The sequence below is a fragment of the Pseudomonas sp. MEJ086 genome (genome assembly GCF_030209025.1).
Classification (GTDB): domain Bacteria; phylum Pseudomonadota; class Gammaproteobacteria; order Pseudomonadales; family Pseudomonadaceae; genus Aquipseudomonas; species Aquipseudomonas fulva_A.
In genome coordinates this window covers 189,108-207,694 of sequence record NZ_JARVSV010000003.1, presented here as the reverse complement: position 1 = coordinate 207,694, position 18,587 = coordinate 189,108, and the positions used below count along the sequence as shown (strand labels likewise).

17 protein-coding genes are annotated in these 18,587 nt (G+C 61.5%); 15 read left to right on the top strand and 2 right to left on the bottom strand.

Annotated elements, in window-relative coordinates; translation table 11 throughout:
* Nucleotides 1–316: 316 nt before the first annotated feature.
* Both QRN22_RS01885 and map read right to left on the bottom strand, forming a co-directional pair.
* Complete coding sequence (locus tag QRN22_RS01885) at nt 317–3,013, bottom strand: [protein-PII] uridylyltransferase (RefSeq protein WP_042555168.1); 2,697 nt, start codon at nt 3,011–3,013, stop codon at nt 317–319.
* Between the two features lie 38 nt (nt 3,014–3,051).
* On the bottom strand, nt 3,052–3,852 hold the full coding sequence (map, locus tag QRN22_RS01880) for a type I methionyl aminopeptidase (protein ID WP_042555169.1): 801 nt from the start codon (nt 3,850–3,852) through the stop codon (nt 3,052–3,054).
* A 298-nt stretch (nt 3,853–4,150) separates the two neighbouring features.
* Between map and rpsB the strand changes: the two genes are divergently transcribed.
* The 15 genes from rpsB to rnhB all read left to right on the top strand — a co-directional run bounded on the left by rpsB (nt 4,151) and on the right by rnhB (nt 18,561).
* Nucleotides 4,151–4,894: a 30S ribosomal protein S2 gene (rpsB, locus tag QRN22_RS01875; protein WP_042555170.1), complete on the top strand. Its 744-nt coding sequence runs from the start codon at nt 4,151–4,153 to the stop codon at nt 4,892–4,894.
* Between the two features lie 128 nt (nt 4,895–5,022).
* On the top strand, nt 5,023–5,886 hold the full coding sequence (gene tsf, locus QRN22_RS01870) for a translation elongation factor Ts (protein ID WP_042555171.1): 864 nt from the start codon (nt 5,023–5,025) through the stop codon (nt 5,884–5,886).
* A 187-nt stretch (nt 5,887–6,073) separates the two neighbouring features.
* Nucleotides 6,074–6,817: a UMP kinase gene (pyrH, locus tag QRN22_RS01865; protein ID WP_042555172.1), complete on the top strand. Its 744-nt coding sequence runs from the start codon at nt 6,074–6,076 to the stop codon at nt 6,815–6,817.
* The gene (gene frr, locus QRN22_RS01860) at nt 6,814–7,371 is read left to right on the top strand and encodes a ribosome recycling factor (protein WP_042555173.1); all 558 of its coding nucleotides are present in this window, start codon (nt 6,814–6,816) and stop codon (nt 7,369–7,371) included. Before pyrH ends, frr begins: the two co-directional genes overlap by 4 nt.
* Nucleotides 7,372–7,387: 16 nt before the next feature.
* Complete coding sequence (gene uppS, locus QRN22_RS01855; RefSeq protein ID WP_042555174.1) at nt 7,388–8,152, top strand: polyprenyl diphosphate synthase; 765 nt, start codon at nt 7,388–7,390, stop codon at nt 8,150–8,152.
* A complete protein-coding gene (locus QRN22_RS01850; RefSeq protein ID WP_042555175.1) occupies nt 8,152–8,967 on the top strand; it encodes a phosphatidate cytidylyltransferase in 816 nt (271 codons plus the stop codon). Before uppS ends, QRN22_RS01850 begins: the two co-directional genes overlap by 1 nt.
* On the top strand, nt 8,964–10,157 hold the full coding sequence (ispC, locus tag QRN22_RS01845; protein WP_042555176.1) for a 1-deoxy-D-xylulose-5-phosphate reductoisomerase: 1,194 nt from the start codon (nt 8,964–8,966) through the stop codon (nt 10,155–10,157). The genes QRN22_RS01850 and ispC overlap by 4 nt, the downstream gene beginning before the upstream one ends.
* Nucleotides 10,154–11,506, top strand: coding sequence for an RIP metalloprotease RseP (gene rseP, locus QRN22_RS01840; RefSeq protein WP_042555177.1), 1,353 nt, complete (start codon nt 10,154–10,156; stop codon nt 11,504–11,506). Before ispC ends, rseP begins: the two co-directional genes overlap by 4 nt.
* Before the next feature lie 73 nt (nt 11,507–11,579).
* On the top strand, nt 11,580–13,940 hold the full coding sequence (gene bamA, locus QRN22_RS01835; RefSeq protein WP_042555178.1) for an outer membrane protein assembly factor BamA: 2,361 nt from the start codon (nt 11,580–11,582) through the stop codon (nt 13,938–13,940).
* Nucleotides 13,941–13,988: 48 nt separating this feature from the next.
* The gene (locus tag QRN22_RS01830) at nt 13,989–14,492 is read left to right on the top strand and encodes an OmpH/Skp family outer membrane protein (RefSeq protein WP_042555179.1); all 504 of its coding nucleotides are present in this window, start codon (nt 13,989–13,991) and stop codon (nt 14,490–14,492) included.
* Entirely contained in the window at nt 14,492–15,553 is a 1,062-nt protein-coding gene (lpxD, locus tag QRN22_RS01825; protein WP_042555180.1) for a UDP-3-O-(3-hydroxymyristoyl)glucosamine N-acyltransferase, read from the top strand. The genes QRN22_RS01830 and lpxD overlap by 1 nt, the downstream gene beginning before the upstream one ends.
* A 49-nt stretch (nt 15,554–15,602) precedes the next feature.
* Nucleotides 15,603–16,043 (top strand): 3-hydroxyacyl-ACP dehydratase FabZ, encoded by a 441-nt coding sequence (gene fabZ, locus QRN22_RS01820; RefSeq protein ID WP_042555181.1) that lies wholly within the window; start codon nt 15,603–15,605, stop codon nt 16,041–16,043.
* Nucleotides 16,040–16,816 (top strand): acyl-ACP--UDP-N-acetylglucosamine O-acyltransferase, encoded by a 777-nt coding sequence (gene lpxA / locus QRN22_RS01815; RefSeq protein WP_042555182.1) that lies wholly within the window; start codon nt 16,040–16,042, stop codon nt 16,814–16,816. Before fabZ ends, lpxA begins: the two co-directional genes overlap by 4 nt.
* A 3-nt stretch (nt 16,817–16,819) precedes the next feature.
* The gene (gene lpxB, locus QRN22_RS01810; protein WP_042555183.1) at nt 16,820–17,953 is read left to right on the top strand and encodes a lipid-A-disaccharide synthase; all 1,134 of its coding nucleotides are present in this window, start codon (nt 16,820–16,822) and stop codon (nt 17,951–17,953) included.
* Nucleotides 17,953–18,561, top strand: coding sequence for a ribonuclease HII (rnhB, locus tag QRN22_RS01805; RefSeq protein ID WP_042555184.1), 609 nt, complete (start codon nt 17,953–17,955; stop codon nt 18,559–18,561). Before lpxB ends, rnhB begins: the two co-directional genes overlap by 1 nt.
* Nucleotides 18,562–18,587 lie beyond the last annotated feature (26 nt).

The window sequence follows — 18,587 nt, the reverse complement described above, 5'->3', positions numbered from 1 at the left end:
ACACCCATTTCTGTAGGAGCCCGCTTGCGGGCGCATCACCGGGCCAATGCCGATTCCGCGGTAAGGCCGCCATCGCATCGCCCGCAAGCGGGCTCCTACGGGCTGGAATTTTCACGCTTTCGTAGGCGCCCCGCGCGCCGAGGTCGACGCGTCTGCCTCGCGGGTGTCGAACACCCCTTTCTGTAGGAGCCCGCTTGCGGGCGAATCACCGGGCCAACGCCGATTCAGCGGCAAGGCCGCCATCGCATCGCCCGCAAGCGGGCTCCTACGGGCCGGAGTCTTCACGCTTTCGTGGGGGCGGCGCTCCTGCAAATGCCTAGATGCTGATTTGCAGTGGGCTCGGGCTGCTGGTCGCCGACAGCTTGGTGATGATGGTCTGCTGCAGGCGTGCGCACAGTTCCGGGTCGGACAGCGGCTGGTTGTTGGCGTCGGTGACGAAGAAGACGTCCTCTACGCGCTCGCCCAGTGTGGCGATCTTGGCGTTCTGCAGTGACAGGTCGAAGTCCAGGAATATCCGGCCGATCTTGGCCAGCAGGCCGGGGCGGTCTGGCGCGGTCAGCTCCAGTACGGTGACCGGCCGCTGGGCATCGTTGTGGATGGTCACTTGCGGTGCGAAGGCGAAGTGCTTGAGCTGACGCGGCACCCGACGCTGAATGATGTTGGGGTACTCGTCCGGGTGTTTCAGGGTGTCGATCAGGCTCTGACGGATTTGCTTGATACGCTGTGGGTTATCGCCGATGGAGCCACCTTCCACCTCGAGCACGATGTAGGTGTCGAGGGTGAACTGACTGGTCGAGGTGAGAATTCGCGCGTCGTGAATGTTCAGGTTCAACTGCGCCATGGCAGCAACCGTCACCGCGAAGAAATCATGCTGATCCGGTGCGTAGATGAATATTTGCGTGCCGCCCTCGAACTCGCGCTGGGTGGTTTCCTTGATCAGCACCAGCGGACCCCCGTCGCTCGGGTGCTGGAGGATCGCATCGGTGTGCCAGGCGACATCGCTGGCGGTGTGGCGCAGAAAGTAGTCATCACCGAGTTGCGACCATAGCTGCTCGACGTCATCGGAGTCGGTGCCGCCGCGTACCAGGGTATCCAGCGCCGCGCTCTGAGTCAGGCGAATCTGTTCTTCGCGCTCCACCGGGTTTTCCAGGCCGCGGCGCAAGGCTCGCTTGGTTTCCGTGTAGAGCTGACGCATCAGGCTGGCGCGCCAGGAATTCCACAGGCTCGGGTTGGTGGCATTGATGTCGGCCACGGTGAGCACGTAGAGGTAGTCCAGGTGGGTCTGGTCGCCCACGAACGCGGCGAAGTCATGGATCACCTGCGGGTCGGACAGGTCCTTGCGCTGAGCGGTGGTCGACATCGCCAGGTGGTTCTGCACCAGCCAGACGATCAGCCCGGTATCCCAGGCCGGCAGATGGTGGCGCCGGCCGAAGGCTTCGGCGTCGATGGCACCGAGCTCGGAGTGGTCACCGCCGCGGCCCTTGCCGATATCGTGATAAAGGCCGGCCAGGTAGATCAGTTCGGGCTTTGGCAGCTTGTCGATCAGCTTGCTGGCCAGGGGGAATTTCTCCGCCAGCTCCGGCCATTTGAACTTGCGCAGGTGCTTGATCAGGTTGAGCGTGTGCGCGTCGACGGTGTAGATGTGGAACAGGTCGTGCTGCATCTGCCCGACGATATGGCCGAACTCCGGCAGGTAACGCCCGAGGATGCCGTAGCGGTTCATGCGGCGCAGATTACGGTGAATGCCCTGTTCGCACTTGAACAGCTCGATGAACAGGCTGGTGTTGCGGATGTCCTTGCGGAAATCGTCGTCGATCAGATGACGGTGATCGCGCAGCAGGCGAATGGTATCGGCGCATACCCCGCTCAGATTCGGGTGTTGGGCCATCAGCACGAAGATCTCGATGATGGCGAATGGCGTGCGCTTGAATACGTTCGGGTGGGTCACCTCGATGTAGCCGTCACGAACCTGGAAGCGGCTGTTGAGCGGCGTCGCCGGGCCACTGTCACCGGCACGCAGGATCTCTTCCTCGAAGTGCTGGTTGATCAGGTCGCTTAGCTCGGCGATGGCCATCACCACTCGGTAGTACTTCTGCATGAAGCGTTCGATGGTGCGCTTGGTGTCTCCCTCGTCGTACCCCAGCAGTTCGGCCACCTTGCTCTGGTGGTCGAACAGCAGGCGGTCTTCGGCGCGCCCGGCCAGCATGTGCAGGGCGTAGCGCACCTTCCAGAGAAACTCCTGGGAAGAAGCCAGCAGGGTGTATTCGCTTTCCAGCAGGAAGCCCTGGCCGACCATGGCGTGCAGGTTGAGGGTGCCGAAGTGGCGGCGTGCGACCCAGAGAATGGTCTGGATGTCGCGCAACCCACCGGGCGAGCCCTTGACGTTGGGCTCGAGGTTGTACTCCGTGTCGTTGTACTTGGCGTGTCGACCTTTCTGCTCGTCGCGCTTGGCCAGGAAGAACTCCTGGCTCGGCCACATGTGCGCACTGGAGGTGACCTCCTGCATGCGTCCGCGCAGATGCTCATGGCCGGCGATGGTGCGGCTTTCCATCAGGTTGGTGATCACCGTCAGGTCGGCGCGGGCTTCTTCGCCGCACTCGGCGACCGAGCGTACGCTCTGACCGACTTCCAGGCCGATGTCCCAGAGCAGGGTAAGAAAGCCTTCGATCGCGTCGCGGAAGATTTCCTGATCATCGCTGCCGAGGAGGATCAGCAGGTCGATATCCGAATAGGGGTGTAGCTCGCCACGGCCATAGCCGCCTACCGCCAGCAGGGCGATTTCGGCGTCCGCGTTCCAGGCAAAGCGATTCCAGGCTTCGAGCAGAATCTGGTCGGTGAACCAGGCACGGTCCTCGACCAGGCGGCGCACGTCGCGGCCGCCACGAAAGCGTGCATCGAGCACTTCGTGGGCGCGGCGGATGGCTTTCTTGAAGGCGCCGATGGGGCTGGACTTGAGCGCCAGTTCCGCCTGGAACTGGCCGCGATCGAACAACTCGGAGTCTACCTGCGGCATGCGGCGGCCTTCCTTCTATCTATAGGCGTGGTTCGAGATCAGGGGGAAACACGTGCAATGGTGTCATCGCCGCGCAGGGTGAATATCTCGTAGCCATCGGCCGTGACCAGCAGGGTGTGCTCCCACTGCGCGGACAACTTGCGGTCCTTGGTGATCGCGGTCCAGCCGTCACCCAGTACGCGGGTTTCCGGGCGCCCCTGATTGATCATCGGTTCGATGGTGAAGGTCATGCCTTCCTTGAGCTCCATGCCCGTACCGGCACGGCCGTAGTGCAGCACCTGCGGGTCCTCGTGAAACACCGAGCCGATGCCGTGGCCGCAAAACTCGCGCACCACCGAGAAGCCATGCTTTTCGGCATGCTTCTGGATCACTTCGCCGATGTCGCCCAGGCGGGCACCGGGGCGCACCACCTCGATGCCCTTGTAAAGGCATTCCTGGGTGATGCGTGACAGGCGCTCGGCCCACTCCGGTACCTTGCCGACGTGGAACATGCGGCTGGTGTCGCCGTAGTAGCCGTCCTTGATGACGGTGATGTCGATGTTCATCACATCACCTTCCTTGAGCGGCTTGTCATTGGGGATGCCGTGGCACACCACGTGGTTGAGCGAGGTGCAGATGGACTTGGGGAACCCCGGACGGCCTGGAGCGGCGCCATAATTGAGCGGCGCGGGAATGGCCTTCTGCACGTTGACGATATGCTCGTGGCAGAGGGTGTTCAGCTCGTCGGTGGTGACACCTGGCCTGATGTGCTCGGCGATCATCTCCAGCACTTCGGCGGCCAGGCGGCCGGCGATGCGCATCTTCTCGATTTCATCGGGCGTCTTGAGGGTGACGGTCATGGTGATCTCGGTATCTGTAAAGGACGCCATTCTAAGCCCCAAGCCTCGAGCTGCAAACCGCAAGTAGGAGCAGGACGCTCATCTTGGACTAGACTCACTTGCCCGGGACGCCGGACATTCAGCTTGTGGCTTGCCGCTTGTAGCTTATGGCCGCTTCCTGTGGTATAAAACGCGCCGCTTTACGGGGCAGACCCCGAAAGCTTAACCCCACACACGTATCGACACGATTTCCTGGGTGCCCGCAAGGGTTGGAAATTGGGATGCGTGGAGGCCTAACCCGACTTATCAAGGAACTATCATGTCCCAAGTCAATATGCGCGATATGCTGAAGGCCGGTGTGCACTTCGGCCACCAGACCCGTTACTGGAACCCGAAAATGGGCAAGTACATTTTCGGCGCGCGTAACAAGATCCACATCATCAACCTTGAAAAGACCCTGCCGATGTTCAACGACGCGCTGTCGTTCGTTGAAAAGCTGGCTGCTGGCAAGAACAAGATCCTGTTCGTCGGCACCAAGCGTTCCGCTGGCAAGATCGTTCGCGAAGAAGCTGCTCGTTGCGGCTCGCCGTTCGTCGATCACCGCTGGTTGGGCGGCATGCTCACCAACTACAAGACCATCCGTGCCTCGATCAAGCGTCTGCGTGATCTGGAAGTGCAGTCCCAGGACGGCACCTTCACCAAGCTGACCAAGAAAGAAGCACTGATGCGCTCGCGCGATCTGGAAAAACTGGATCGCAGCCTGGGTGGTATCAAGGATATGGGCGGTCTGCCTGATGCTCTGTTCGTCATCGACGTTGATCACGAGCGCATCGCGATCACCGAAGCCAACAAGCTGGGCATCCCGGTAATCGGCATTGTCGATACCAACAGCAGCCCGGAAGGCGTTGACTACATCATCCCGGGTAACGACGACGCCATCCGCGCCATCCAGCTGTACATGGGTGCCATGGCCGACGCCGTTGTTCGTGGTCGCAGCAACGCTGGCGGCGCTACCGAGCAGTTCGTCGAAGAAGCACCGGCTGCAGAAGCTGCCGAAGGCTAAGCGGTAACGCAGAGCATTTAGTGTTATGCGCTGCGCAAAAAGGGGGCTAGGCCCCCTTTTTGCCACTCACAGATTTGATCGCCTGCATGACGGGCGATGCTTGAAGACCTACCAAGAGGATTTTCAAAATGGCAGAGATCACTGCAGCCCTGGTTAAAGAACTGCGCGAGCGTACTGGCCAAGGCATGATGGAATGCAAGAAGGCCCTGGTTGCCGCCGGTGGCGACATCGAGAAAGCCATCGACGACATGCGCGCTTCGGGTGCCATCAAGGCCGCCAAGAAAGCAGGCAACATCGCCGCTGAGGGCGCTATCGCCGCTCGCGTCGAAGGTGGCCGTGGCCTGATCATCGAAGTCAACTCGCAGACCGACTTCCTGGCTCTGCAGGACGACTTCAAAGGCTTCGTAAAAGACAGCCTGGATGAAGCCTTCACCCAGAACCTGACCGAAGTCGCGCCGCTGATCGCTTCCCGCGAGTCCGCTCGCGAAGGTCTGGTTGCGAAGTGCGGTGAGAACGTCAACATCCGTCGTCTGACCGCGGTCGCTGGCGAAACCGTCGGTGCCTACCTGCACGGTCACCGCATCGGCGTTCTGGTCGTTCTGAAAGGCGGCAACGACGAGTTGGCCAAGCACGTTGCCATGCACGTCGCTGCTTCCAACCCGGCCGTGGTTTCGCCGGACCAGGTTTCCGAAGAGCTGGTTGCCAAAGAAAAGGAAATCTTCCTGCAACTGAACGCCGACAAGATCGCCGGCAAGCCGGAAAACATCGTCGAGAACATGATCAAGGGCCGTATCAACAAGTTCCTGGCAGAAGCCAGCCTGGTTGAGCAAGCGTTCATCATGGACCCGGAAGTCAAGGTCGGTGACCTGGTCAAGAAAGCCGGTGCTGAAATCGTTTCCTTCGTACGTTACGAAGTGGGCGAGGGCATCGAGAAAGCCGAGAACGACTTCGCTGCCGAAGTCGCTGCTCAGGTTGCTGCCAGCAAGCAGTAACAGGCGTCTAAGCTAGTGCCCCAGAAGAGGCTGCCCGCTCACGCGCGCGGCCTCTTTTTCAAATGGGATTTTTTTCCAAACGACGGTTGGTGCGCAGGGCACGAACGGTCGTGAGCGCTGTCGAAGCGCTCGATATGCGCGAGCCAAAGGGTTCGCACGTTTTCTTACGCCGCAGGAGAGACTGGTAATGGCTCAGCAGGTGAGTGGTCGTCAACCGCGCTATAAGCGCATTCTGCTCAAACTTAGCGGCGAGGCCCTGATGGGGTCTGAAGATTTTGGCATCGACCCCAAGGTGCTCGATCGCATGGCGCTGGAAGTCGGCCAACTGGTCGGTATCGGCGTGCAGGTCGGTGTGGTGATTGGTGGTGGCAACCTGTTCCGTGGCGCTGCGCTGAGCGCCGCTGGCATGGATCGGGTAACCGGCGATCACATGGGCATGCTGGCCACGGTGATGAACGCCCTGGCCATGCGCGATGCGCTGGAGCGCTCCAACATCCCCGCGCTGGTCATGTCGGCCATCTCGATGGTCGGGGTTACCGACCACTACGATCGCCGCAAGGCCATGCGCCACCTGAAAACCGGTGAGGTGGTGATTTTCGCCGCTGGCACTGGCAACCCATTCTTCACCACCGACTCTGCCGCCTGTCTGCGCGGTATCGAGATCGATGCCGATGTGGTGCTGAAGGCAACCAAGGTGGATGGTGTGTACACTGCCGATCCATTCAAGGATCCGCACGCGGAAAAATTCGATCGCCTCACCTATGACGAGGTGCTGGATCGCAAGTTGGGCGTGATGGATCTGACGGCCATTTGTCTGTGCCGTGACCACAATATGCCACTGCGTGTTTTCAACATGAACAAGCCGGGTGCCCTGCTCAATGTCGTGGTGGGTGGTGCCGAAGGTACTTTGGTCGAGGAAAGTAAAGAATGATCAACGAAATCAAGAAAGACGCCCAGGTACGCATGCAGAAGAGCCTGGAATCGCTGGCCCACGCATTCAGCCGCATCCGCACCGGCCAGGCCCACCCGAGCATTCTCGGCGGCGTGATGGTGCCTTACTACGGTGCCGATACACCGTTGAATCAGGTTGCCAGCGTGACCGTGAAGGATTCGCGCACCCTGCAGGTCGTGGCGTTCGAACGCAACATGCTGGCTGCCGTGGACAAGGCGATCCAGAGCTCCGGCCTGGGGTTCAACCCGACCAACCTTGGCGAGCTGCTGCTGATCTCCATGCCGGCACTGACCGAAGAAACCCGCAGGGGCTTCACCAAGCAGGCGCGTGACGCTGCGGAAGACGGCCGTGTGGCCGTGCGCAATATTCGTCGTGATGCCCTGAGCCAGCTCAAGGATCTGGTCAAGGAAAAGGAAATCAGCGAAGACGAAGAGCGTCGCGCTGCTGACGATATCCAGAAGCTGACCGACAAGTTCGTGGGCGAGATAGAAACTGCCGTCAAGCAGAAAGAAGCGGACCTGATGGCCGTTTAACGGCCAGGAAGTCGCCATGGACAATTCCAAAGTCGGTGCCGTGATGGCCGTTCCACGGCACGTGGCGATCATTATGGACGGTAACAACCGCTGGGCGCGCAAGCGCCTGCTGCCTGGCGTGGCCGGGCACAAGGCGGGTGTCGATGCGGTGCGTGCGGTCATCGAGGTGTGCGCCGAGTCCGGGGTCGAGGTGTTGACCCTGTTCGCGTTTTCCAGTGAGAACTGGCAGCGTCCCGCCGAAGAGGTCGGGGCGCTGATGGAGCTGTTTCTCAGTGCGTTGCGCCGGGAAACCCGCAAGCTCGACGAGAACGGCATCAGCCTGCGTATCATCGGGGACCGTTCGCGCTTCCATCCTGAGCTCCAGGCTGCCATGCGGGAGGCCGAGTCCAGGACATCTGGTGGTGCTGGCGAAAAGCGCTTCATCCTGCAGATCGCAGCGAACTACGGTGGTCAGTGGGATATCGCCCAGGCTGCCCAGCGCCTCGCTCGCGAGGTTCAGGGCGGGCACCTGCAGCCTGAGGACATTACCCCTGGTCTGCTGCAAAGCTGCCTGGTCACCGGTGAGCTGCCCTTGCCCGACCTGTGTATCCGCACCGGCGGTGAGCATCGGGTGAGCAATTTTCTGCTCTGGCAAATAGCCTACAGTGAGTTGTATTTCTCCGACCTGCTGTGGCCGGACTTCAAGCACGACGCCATGCGCGCAGCGCTGGCGGATTTTGCCAAGCGTCAGCGGCGCTTCGGCAAAACCAGTGAACAAGTAGAAGCCGAGGCCCGCGCCTGATGCTCAAGCAACGAATCATCACGGCGCTGATCCTGCTGCCGATCGCCCTTGCAGGCTTTTTTCTGCTCGAGGGCGGCGCGTTCGCGCTGTTCATCGCTGCCGTGGTGGTGCTTGGTGCCTGGGAGTGGGCGCGCCTGGCCGGTTTCGCCACGCAGTCATTGCGTATTGGCTACGCGGCGCTGGTGGCGGTGCTGCTATATGTGTTGCATGGTTTGCCCGCGCTGGCGCCCTGGCTTCTGGGTGTTGGCGTGCTGTGGTGGGTGTTCGCGACCTTTCTGGTGCTCAATTATCCGCACAGCAGCCGCTACTGGGGTGGCCTGCCGGGGCGCCTGTTGATCGGTCTGCTGATTCTGTTGCCCGCCTGGCAAGGGCTGGTGGTGGTGAAACAGTGGCAGCTGGCCAACTGGCTGATTCTGGCCGTGATGGCGCTGGTCTGGGTGGCGGATATCGGTGCCTATTTTTCGGGTAAAAGATTCGGCAAGCGCAAGCTGGCCCCGCATGTCAGTCCGGGCAAGAGCTGGGAAGGTCTGATTGGCGGTCTGCTGCTCAGTCTGCTGCTGACCGTGGTCGTTGGTCTGTATCGTGACTGGTCGTTCGGCGAATTCCTGCTGGCTCTACCGGCTGCGGCTCTGGTGGTGCTGATTTCCGTGGTTGGCGATCTCACCGAAAGCATGTTCAAGCGTCAGTCCGGCATCAAGGACAGCAGCAATCTGCTGCCCGGTCATGGTGGCGTACTCGATCGCATCGACAGCCTCACTGCAGCGGTGCCGGTGTTCGCCGTACTGCTGTGGCTCGCTGGCTGGGGTGCGCTGTGAGTCAGGTGCAGCGCATTACCGTGCTTGGCGCCACGGGCTCGATCGGCCTCAGTACACTCGACGTCATCGCCCGTCATCCTGACCGTTATCAGGTTTTGGCGCTGACCGCGTTCAGCCGCGTGGCGGAGCTGGAGGCCCTGTGCGTTATCCATCGGCCGAGCTTCGCCGTCGTTGCGGATGTGCAGGCGGCGAATGATCTGCAGGCTCGCCTGCGTCTCGCCGGCCTCGCGACTCACGTGCTGTTTGGCGAGGCAGGGTTGTGCGAGGTATCGGCGCATGCCGAGGTGGACGCCGTGATGGCGGCCATCGTCGGTGCGGCAGGCCTCAAGCCCACGCTGGCGGCGGTGGAGGCGGGCAAGAAGGTGCTGCTGGCCAACAAGGAGGCGCTGGTGATGTCGGGCGCGCTGTTCATGCGTGCCGTACGGCAGAGTGGTGCCGTGCTGCTGCCTATCGACAGTGAGCACAACGCGATTTTCCAGTGCCTGCCGCAGGATTACGCCCGTGGCCTGCAGCCGGTTGGCGTGCGTCGCATCCTGCTGACCGCGTCCGGTGGCCCGTTTCGAGAAACCACGCCCGAGGCGCTGCATGCAGTGACTCCCGAACAGGCTTGCGCTCATCCCAACTGGTCGATGGGGCGCAAGATTTCCGTCGACTCGGCCAGCATGATGAACAAGGGGCTGGAGCTGATCGAGGCCTGCTGGCTGTTCGATGCGCGCCCTGATCAGGTCGAAGTGGTCATCCACCCGCAGAGCGTCATCCATTCGCTGGTCGATTATGTCGACGGCTCGGTACTCGCCCAGTTGGGTAATCCCGACATGCGTACCCCCATCGCCCACGCCTTGGCGTGGCCGCAGCGCATCGATTCCGGTGTCGCGCCGCTGGATCTGCTGAAGATTGCGCGGCTTGATTTTCAGGCCCCCGACGACGTGCGCTTCCCGTGCCTGCGCCTGGCGCGTCAGGCGGCGGAGGCAGGTGGTAGTGCCCCGGCCATGCTCAATGCTGCGAATGAAGTCGCCGTGGCGGCGTTTCTCGAACGGCGGATTCGCTTTACCGATATCGCGCGTATCATTGACGGCGTTCTCGAAGCCGAGCCGGCTGTCGCGGTCGAGTGTCTCGACGCCGTGCTCGAGGCCGACCGCCGTGCGCGGGAGTTGGCTGGGCAGTGGTTGAATCGTGGAGAGGTGGCATGAGCGCACTGTATATGATCGTCGGTACCCTGATTGCGCTCGGGGTGCTGGTGACCTTTCATGAGTACGGTCATTTCTGGGTGGCCCGACGCTGCGGCGTCAAGGTGCTGCGTTTCTCGGTAGGCTTCGGCACGCCGCTGGTGCGCTGGCATGATCGCCAGGGCACCGAATTCGTGATCGCCGCCATCCCGCTCGGTGGCTACGTGAAAATGCTCGACGAGCGTGAGGGCGATGTGCCCCCGGCGTTGGCCGAGCAGTCGTTCAATCGCAAGACCGTCGGGCAGCGTATCGCCATCGTGGCCGCTGGCCCGGCGGCCAACTTCGCATTGGCGCTGGTGTTCTTCTGGCTGGTGGCCATGCTGGGCAGCCAGCAGGTGCGCCCGGTCATCGGCGCCGTGGAGTCCGGCAGCCTGGCGCAAGTCGCCGGTTTGCAGGCGGGCGAAGAAATCGTTTCGATCAACGGCAAGGCGACTGTGGGCTGGTCGGCGGTCAATCTGCAGCTGGTACGTCGCCTTGGCGAAAGTGGCGAGCTGATGATTGCCACCCGGAATGTCGACGGCGGTGCTGACACCCTGCATCGTGTCGAACTGGATAACTGGCTGCGTGGCGCCAATGAGCCGGACCCGATCGCTTCGCTGGGTATTCGCCCCTGGCGTCCGAGCCTGGAGCCGGTGTTGGCCGAGTTCGACCCCGAGGGGCCTGCGCAGGCTGCTGGCCTGCGTGCTGGCGACCGCCTGCTGGCGCTGAACGAGCAGCCGCTGGTCGATTGGCAGGATCTGGTCGACCGTGTGCGTGGGTTGCCAGGGCAGTCGGTATCCTTGTCGCTGGAGCGTGATGGGCAGCGTCTGGATGTGCCCGTCACTCTGGCCCGGCGTGGTGAAGGCGACGCGGCCAGCGGTTATCTGGGCGCCGGCGTCGCGTCCGCTCAGTGGCCGCCTGAAATGCTTCGCGAGGTCAGTTATGGTCCGCTGGAGGCTGTCGGTGAAGGCGTGTCGCGCACCTGGACAATGAGCGTTCTGACCCTCGATTCGCTGAAGAAAATGCTGTTCGGCGAGCTCTCGGTAAAAAACTTGAGCGGGCCGATAACCATTGCTAAAGTGGCGGGCGCTTCGGCCGAGTCAGGCCTCGGGGACTTCCTGAATTTCCTCGCCTACCTGAGTATCAGCCTGGGTGTTCTCAATTTGCTGCCCATTCCTGTGCTGGATGGGGGGCATCTGCTTTATTACCTGGTCGAGTGGGTGCGGGGTCGTCCCCTCTCCGAGCGGGTGCAGGGTTGGGGGATGCAGATTGGTATCAGCCTGGTGATCGGGGTGATGCTGCTGGCTCTGGTCAATGACCTTGGGCGCCTGTGACCTCTGCTGAATTACATATCTTTCGTCTCGAACGACTGATTTCTTATCGTTAGTTGGAATAAGAAAGGACTTCATGAAACGTCTGCTGCTACCTGCGGTTCTTGCCGCATTGATGATCGCCGAAGTTCACGCCGAGTCCTTCACCATCTCCGATATTCGCGTTAACGGCCTGCAACGCGTCTCCGCGGGCAGCCTGTTTGGTGCGCTGCCCCTGAACGTCGGCGAGTCGGCCGACGATCGCACGCTGGTCGAAGCGACCCGTGAGCTGTTCAAGACCGGTTTCTTCCAGGATATCCAGCTGGGTCGTGACGGCAACGTGCTGGTCATCACCGTGGTCGAGCGTCCGTCGATTTCCAGCATCGAAATCGAAGGCAACAAGGCCATCAGCAGTGATGACCTGCTCAAGGGCCTGAATCAGTCCGGCCTGGCCGAGGGCGAGATCTTCCAGCGCGCGACCCTCGAAGGCGTGCGTAACGAGCTGCAGCGCCAGTACGTGGCCCAGGGTCGTTATTCCGCCGAGATCGATGCCGAAGTGATTCCGCAGCCGCGCAACCGTGTGGCACTGAAGATCAACATCAACGAAGGCACCGTTGCAGCCATCCAGCACATCAACGTGGTGGGCAACAATGTCTTCTCCGATGAAGACCTCAACGATCTGTTCGAGCTGAAGACCACCAACTGGCTGTCGTTCTTCCGCAACGACGACAAGTACGCCCGTGAAAAACTGTCCGGTGACCTCGAGCGCCTGCGTTCCTATTATCTGGACCGCGGCTACATCAACATGGACATCACCTCCACCCAGGTGTCCATCACGCCGGACAAGAAACACGTCTACATCACCGTCAACGTCGATGAAGGCGAGAAATACACCGTCCGCGACGTGAAACTCTCCGGTGACCTCAAGGTGCCGGAAGAAGAAGTTCGTGCGCTGCTGTTGGTCAAGGAAGGCCAGGTGTTTTCCCGCAAGGTCATGACCACCACCAGCGAGCTGATCACCCGCCGTCTGGGTAACGAGGGTTACACCTTCGCCAACGTCAACGGCGTGCCCGAGCCCCATGATGACGACAACTCGGTATCGATCACCTTCGTCGTCGATCCGGGCAAGCGGGCCTACGTCAATCGCGTCAACTTCCGTGGCAACACCAAGACCGAAGACGAAGTGCTGCGTCGTGAAATGCGACAGATGGAAGGTGGTTGGGCTTCGACCTACCTGATCGACCAGTCCAAGGTTCGTCTGGAACGTCTGGGCTTCTTCAAGGAAGTGAACGTCGAGACCCCGCAAGTGCCGGGCACCGATGACCAGATCGACGTCAACTACAGCGTCGAAGAGCAGGCTTCCGGTTCCATCACCGCCAGCGTCGGTTTCGCCCAGAACGCCGGTCTGATCCTCGGTGGTTCGATCACCCAGAACAACTTCCTGGGTAGTGGTAATCGTGTCAGCCTCGGCCTGACTCGCAGCGAATACCAGAGCCGCTACAACTTCAGCTTCGTCGATCCCTACTGGACCGAAGATGGCGTGAGCCTGGGCTACAACGCCTTCTACCGCACCACCGACTACGACGAGCTCGATGTCGATGTATCCAGCTACTCGGTCGACAGCCTGGGCGCCGGTATCAACATCGGTTACCCGATCAGCGAGACCGCGCGCCTGACCTACGGCCTGACCGTGCAGCAGGACGAGATCAACACCGGCCGCTACACCGTCGACGAGATCTTCGACTTCACCCGTCAGGAAGGCGAGAAGTACCTGAACTTCAAGGCATCCGTCGGCTGGTCCGAGTCCACCCTGAACCGTGGCGTGCTGGCCAACCGCGGCCACTCGCAGAGCCTGGTGTTCGAAACCACCGTGCCGGGTAGCGACCTGTCGTTCTACAAGCTCGACTACCGTGGCCAGGTCTTCAAGCCGCTGACCGATACCTACACCATGCGTTTCCATACCCAGCTGGGTTACGGCGGCGCGTTCGGTTCCACCAGCAAGCTGCCGTTCTACGAGAACTACTACGCCGGTGGTTTCAACTCGGTTCGCGGTTTCGAAGACAGCAGCCTCGGCCCGCGCAGTACGCCGAGCACTGGTACGAACGCTGGAACCCTGGCCGACCCGGATCAGGATCCGTTGCCGTTCGGTGGTAACGTGTTGATTCAGGGCGGTGCAGAGCTGCTGTTCCCACTGCCGTTCGTCAAGGATCAGCGTTCGCTGCGTACCGCTCTGTTCTGGGACGTGGGTAACGTGTTCGATACCGACTGCAGCTCCGGGCAGAAACGTCGTGGCGACAGCTGTGACATCGATTTCGGCAACCTGGCCAGCTCGGTTGGTGTCGGTGTCACCTGGATCACTGCGCTCGGTCCGTTGAGCTTCAGCCTGGCGATGCCGGTGAAGAAACCGGACGACGCCGATACCCAGGTATTCCAGTTCTCCCTCGGCCAGACGTTCTAAGCGTCTGCTCATGAATCACGAAGACAGTTTTTCTGCAGGAGTTACACCGTGCGTAAGTTGACTCAACTGGTTCTGTTAAGCGCTGCTCTGCTGGCCACCCCGGCATTCGCGGAAATGAAGGTTGCGGTACTCAATTATCAAATGGCCCTGCTCGAGTCCGATGCGGCCAAGCGTTACGCCGTGGACGCCGAGAAGAAATTCGGCCCCCAACTGAACAAGCTCAAGACGCTGGAAAGCGACGCCAAGCGCATTCAGGATCGTATCGTCAAAGACGGTGAGAAGATGCAGACCGCCGAGCGCGAGCGTCTCGAGCTGGACTTCAAGCAGAAGGCACGTGACTTCCAGTTCCAGTCCAAGGAGCTGAACGAGGCCAAGGCCGTCGCTGACCGCGACATGCTCAAGAAGCTCAAGCCCAACCTGGACAAGGCCGTTGAAGAGGTCATCAAGTCCGGCAACTTCGATCTGGTGCTCGAGCGTGGTGCGGTGATCGATGTCAAACCCCAGTTCGACATCACCCGCCAGGTCATCGAGCGCATGAACCAGATGCGTTGATGATGTCCACACCTGTATTCACCCTCGGTCAACTGGCCGAGCGGTTGGGCGCCACCTTGCGTGGCGCTGCGGATCAGACGGTCGACGGGCTGGCAACCTTACAGGATGCCGGCCCGTCTCAGCTGACGTTCCTGTCGAACGCTCAGTACCGCAAGCACCTGCCTAGCTGCCAAGCCGCCGCGGTACTGCTGACTGCTGCTGACGCCGAAGGCTTCGCCGGCAATACGTTGATCGTGGCCAACCCCTACCTGGCCTACGCGTCGCTGTCCCACCTGTTCGATCGCAAGCCCAGGGCTGCGGCGGGGATTCATCCCACCGCCCTGGTGGCTGACGATGCTCAGGTGGACCCGAGCGCTGCGATCGGACCATTCGTGGTGATCGAGAGTGGCGCGAAGGTTGGTGCAGGTGTGTCGCTGGGCGCGCATTGCGTGGTCGGTGCGCGCTCCGAGATCGGAGAGGGTGGCTGGCTGGCACCAAGGGTGACCCTGTACCACGATGTGCGTATCGGCAAGCGTGTGGTCATTCAGTCGGGTGCAGTGATCGGTGGTGAGGGCTTCGGCTTCGCCAACGAGAAGGGCGTTTGGCAAAAGATCGCCCAGATCGGTGGCGTCAGCATCGGCGACGACGTCGAGATCGGCGCCAACACCACGCTGGATCGCGGTGCGCTGTCCGACACCCGCATCGGCAACGGTGTGAAGCTGGATAACCAGATCATGATCGCGCACAACGTGCAGGTCGGTGACAACACGGCGATGGCAGCATGCGTCGGTATTTCCGGCAGCACGTCGATCGGCAAGAACTGCATGATCGCTGGTGGCGTTGGCATGGTTGGGCACATCGATGTGTGCGACGGGGTATTCGTGACCGGCATGACCATGGTCACGCGCTCGATCACCGAGCCGGGGGCGTATTCATCCGGGACGGCCATGCAACCTGCAGGCGAGTGGAAGAAGAGCGTGGCGCGCATCCGCCAGCTGGACGACATGGCACGGCGTGTGAAGCAGTTGGAAAAACAGCTGAATGCCGTGACCTCGAGCGGGAATGCCTCATCTGATGCCTGAGCATGGCTGATGCCGTGCTCTATTCTTTTTATTACGGGCTTCTCTGGAAATGATGGACATCAACGAAATTCGCGAGTACTTGCCGCACCGTTACCCGTTCCTGCTGGTGGACCGGGTCACGGATCTGGATCTTGAAGGCAAGAGCGTTCGTGCCTATAAGAATGTCAGCGTCAACGAGCCATTCTTCAACGGCCATTTCCCCGAGCATCCGATCATGCCAGGTGTCCTCATCATCGAGGCCATGGCACAGGCGGCCGGTATTCTGGGCTTCAAGATGATGGACGTGAAGCCTGCCGACGGTACGCTCTATTATTTCGTTGGCTCGGATAAGCTACGCTTCCGTCAGCCGGTAGTGCCTGGCGACCAGCTGATTCTCGAGGCCAAGTTCCTCAGCAGCAAGCGCAGCATCTGGAAGTTCGAATGCAAAGCCACGGTCGATGGCAAGGAAGTGTGCTCGGCCGAAATCATCTGTGCGGAACGCAAGTTATGAGTTTGATTGACCCTCGCGCCATCATCGATCCCAGCGCCAAGCTGGCTGACGACGTCGTCGTCGGCCCTTGGTCGATCATCGGGGCCGACGTAGAAATTGGCGAGGGCAGCGTGCTGGGTCCCAACGTGATCATCAAGGGACCGACCCGAATCGGGAAGCACAACAAGATCTATCAGTTCGCCTCGCTTGGCGAAGATACCCCTGATCGCAAGTACAAGGGCGAACCTACTCGCCTGGTCATCGGTGACCACAACATCATCCGTGAAGGCGTGACCATGCACCGGGGCACCATTCAGGATCGTGACGAAACCACCATCGGTGACCACAACCTGATCATGGCCTATGCCCATATCGGTCACGACAGCGTCGTCGGTAACAACTGCATTCTGGTCAACAACGTGGCACTGGCCGGTCACGTGCACATCGGTGACTGGGCGATTCTGTCCGGCTACACCCTCGTGCACCAGTTCTGCCATATCGGTGCGCATGCCTTCGCCGGCATGGGCGCGGCGATCGGCAAGGACGTTCCGGCTTACGTTACCGTTTCCGGCAACCCTGCCGAGGCCCGTAGCATGAACTTCGAAGGCCTGCGCCGTCGTGGCTTCAGCTCCGAGGCCATGCAGGCCCTGCGGCGTGCCTACAAGATCGTCTACCGCCAGGGTTTCACCATCGAGGAAGCGCTGGTCGAGCTGGAAGACGTGGCCGCCCAGTTCTCCGAAGTAGCGGTGTTCCGTGACTCCATCCTCACCTCCAGCCGCGGCATCACCCGCTGACCCATGGCTGAGGTATTGCGTGTCGCGCTGGTCGCCGGCGAGGCATCCGGCGATATTCTGGGTTCAGGCCTGATGCAGGCCCTGAAGGCACAGCACCCCAATGTGGAGTTCATCGGCGTGGGCGGCCCACGCATGCAGGCCGAGGGCCTGGTCAGCGACTTTCCCATGGAGCGCCTTGCGGTCATGGGGCTGGTCGAAGTGCTGGGTCGTTTACCCGAGCTGCTGTCGCGCCGTCGCCGGCTGATCGCCAGTCTCATCGCGCGCAAGCCCGATGTATTCATCGGTATCGACGCACCGGATTTCACCTTGGGTGTCGAACTGAAGCTGCGGCGTGCCGGAATTCGTACCGTGCATTACGTCAGCCCATCGGTGTGGGCCTGGCGGCAGAAGCGCGTGCTGAAGATTCGCGAAGCCTGCGACCTGATGCTCACCCTGTTTCCTTTCGAGGCGCAGTTCTACGAGGCGCATCAGGTCCCTGTGTGCTTCGTCGGCCATCCGCTGGCAGATGCCATCCCGTTGCAGGCCGATCGCGCTGCGGCTCGCGAACTGCTCGGGCTGCCTCTCGAGGCTCCTGTGGTGGCCTTGCTGCCAGGTAGCCGCGGCGGTGAAGTGTCGCGTCTGGGCAGCCTGTTTCTCGATGCGGCGGAGCGTCTGCGTGCGCTGCGTCCGGGTGTACGCTTCGTATTGCCCTGTGCCAGCCCGGAACGTCGCCAACAGCTCGAGCAGATGCTCGGCGGTCGGGATTTGCCGCTGCAGTTGCTCGACGGTCGCTCCCACGATGCCCTGGCAGCCTGCGATGCCGTGCTGATCGCGTCCGGCACCGCTACCCTCGAGGCGCTGCTGTACAAGCGCCCGATGGTGGTGGCCTATCGTGTGGCGCCGATGACTTTCAGCATTCTCAAACGCCTGGTGAAGAGCCCGTACATCTCGCTGCCCAACCTGCTCGCGCAGCGCCTGCTGGTACCCGAGCTGATCCAGGACGCGGCCACCGCCGATGCCCTGGCTCGGACGGTGGCACCGCTGCTGGTCGATGGCGACGTGCAGACCGAGGGCTTCGATGCCATTCACCGCACCCTGCGACGCGGCGCCTCCGAGCGCGCGGCTGCCGCGGTGCTCGATCTGCTGGGGCGTCGCTGATGCAAATGGGGCTGGATTTTTCGACCGTCGAAGAACTGGTCGCCGGTGTCGACGAAGTCGGCCGTGGCCCTTTGTGTGGCGCAGTGGTCACCGCCGCGGTGATTCTCGACCCGGCACGGCCGATCCTCGGTCTCAACGACTCCAAGAAACTCAGCGAGGCCCGGCGCGAGAAGCTGTTCGATGAAATCCGCGAAAAGGCCCTGGCCTGGTGCATTGCCCGCGCTGACGTGGAAGAGATCGACCGCCTGAATATCCTGCATGCCACCATGCTTGCCATGCAGCGTGCCGTCGAGGGCCTGAGCGTAACGCCAAAACTGGCGCTGATCGACGGCAATCGCTGCCCGAAACTCTCTGTGCCCAGTGCGCCGGTGGTCGGTGGCGATGCTCAGGTGCCGGCCATCGCCGCGGCCTCGATTCTCGCCAAGGTCAGTCGCGATCGCGAGATGCGTGAGCTCGACGCGCTGTATCCGGGTTATGGCATCGCCCTGCACAAGGGTTATCCGACGCCCGTGCACCTCGAGGCCCTGATGCGCCTGGGCCCGACCCCCATCCATCGGCGCTCCTTCGCGCCGGTACGCCGATTGCTGGAAGCCACTGGAGCGGACTGAGCCTACTCAGGACGCTGTCCATCCTT

Excerpts from the sequence above, each read along its gene's own strand:
- rpsB (WP_042555170.1), top strand. The coding sequence starts at position 4,151 with ATGTCCCAAGTCAATATGCGCGATATGCTGAAGGCCGGTGTGCACTTC.
- uppS (WP_042555174.1), top strand. The coding sequence starts at position 7,388 with ATGGACAATTCCAAAGTCGGTGCCGTGATGGCCGTTCCACGGCACGTG.
- bamA (WP_042555178.1), top strand. The coding sequence starts at position 11,580 with ATGAAACGTCTGCTGCTACCTGCGGTTCTTGCCGCATTGATGATCGCC.
- frr (WP_042555173.1), top strand. The coding sequence starts at position 6,814 with ATGATCAACGAAATCAAGAAAGACGCCCAGGTACGCATGCAGAAGAGC.
- lpxD (WP_042555180.1), top strand. The coding sequence starts at position 14,492 with ATGATGTCCACACCTGTATTCACCCTCGGTCAACTGGCCGAGCGGTTG.
- tsf (WP_042555171.1), top strand. The coding sequence starts at position 5,023 with ATGGCAGAGATCACTGCAGCCCTGGTTAAAGAACTGCGCGAGCGTACT.
- pyrH (WP_042555172.1), top strand. The coding sequence starts at position 6,074 with ATGGCTCAGCAGGTGAGTGGTCGTCAACCGCGCTATAAGCGCATTCTG.
- QRN22_RS01885 (WP_042555168.1), bottom strand. The coding sequence starts at position 3,013 with ATGCCGCAGGTAGACTCCGAGTTGTTCGATCGCGGCCAGTTCCAGGCG.
- map (WP_042555169.1), bottom strand. The coding sequence starts at position 3,852 with ATGACCGTCACCCTCAAGACGCCCGATGAAATCGAGAAGATGCGCATC.
- rseP (WP_042555177.1), top strand. The coding sequence starts at position 10,154 with ATGAGCGCACTGTATATGATCGTCGGTACCCTGATTGCGCTCGGGGTG.
- lpxB (WP_042555183.1), top strand. The coding sequence starts at position 16,820 with ATGGCTGAGGTATTGCGTGTCGCGCTGGTCGCCGGCGAGGCATCCGGC.
- fabZ (WP_042555181.1), top strand. The coding sequence starts at position 15,603 with ATGATGGACATCAACGAAATTCGCGAGTACTTGCCGCACCGTTACCCG.
- lpxA (WP_042555182.1), top strand. The coding sequence starts at position 16,040 with ATGAGTTTGATTGACCCTCGCGCCATCATCGATCCCAGCGCCAAGCTG.
- QRN22_RS01850 (WP_042555175.1), top strand. The coding sequence starts at position 8,152 with ATGCTCAAGCAACGAATCATCACGGCGCTGATCCTGCTGCCGATCGCC.
- rnhB (WP_042555184.1), top strand. The coding sequence starts at position 17,953 with ATGCAAATGGGGCTGGATTTTTCGACCGTCGAAGAACTGGTCGCCGGT.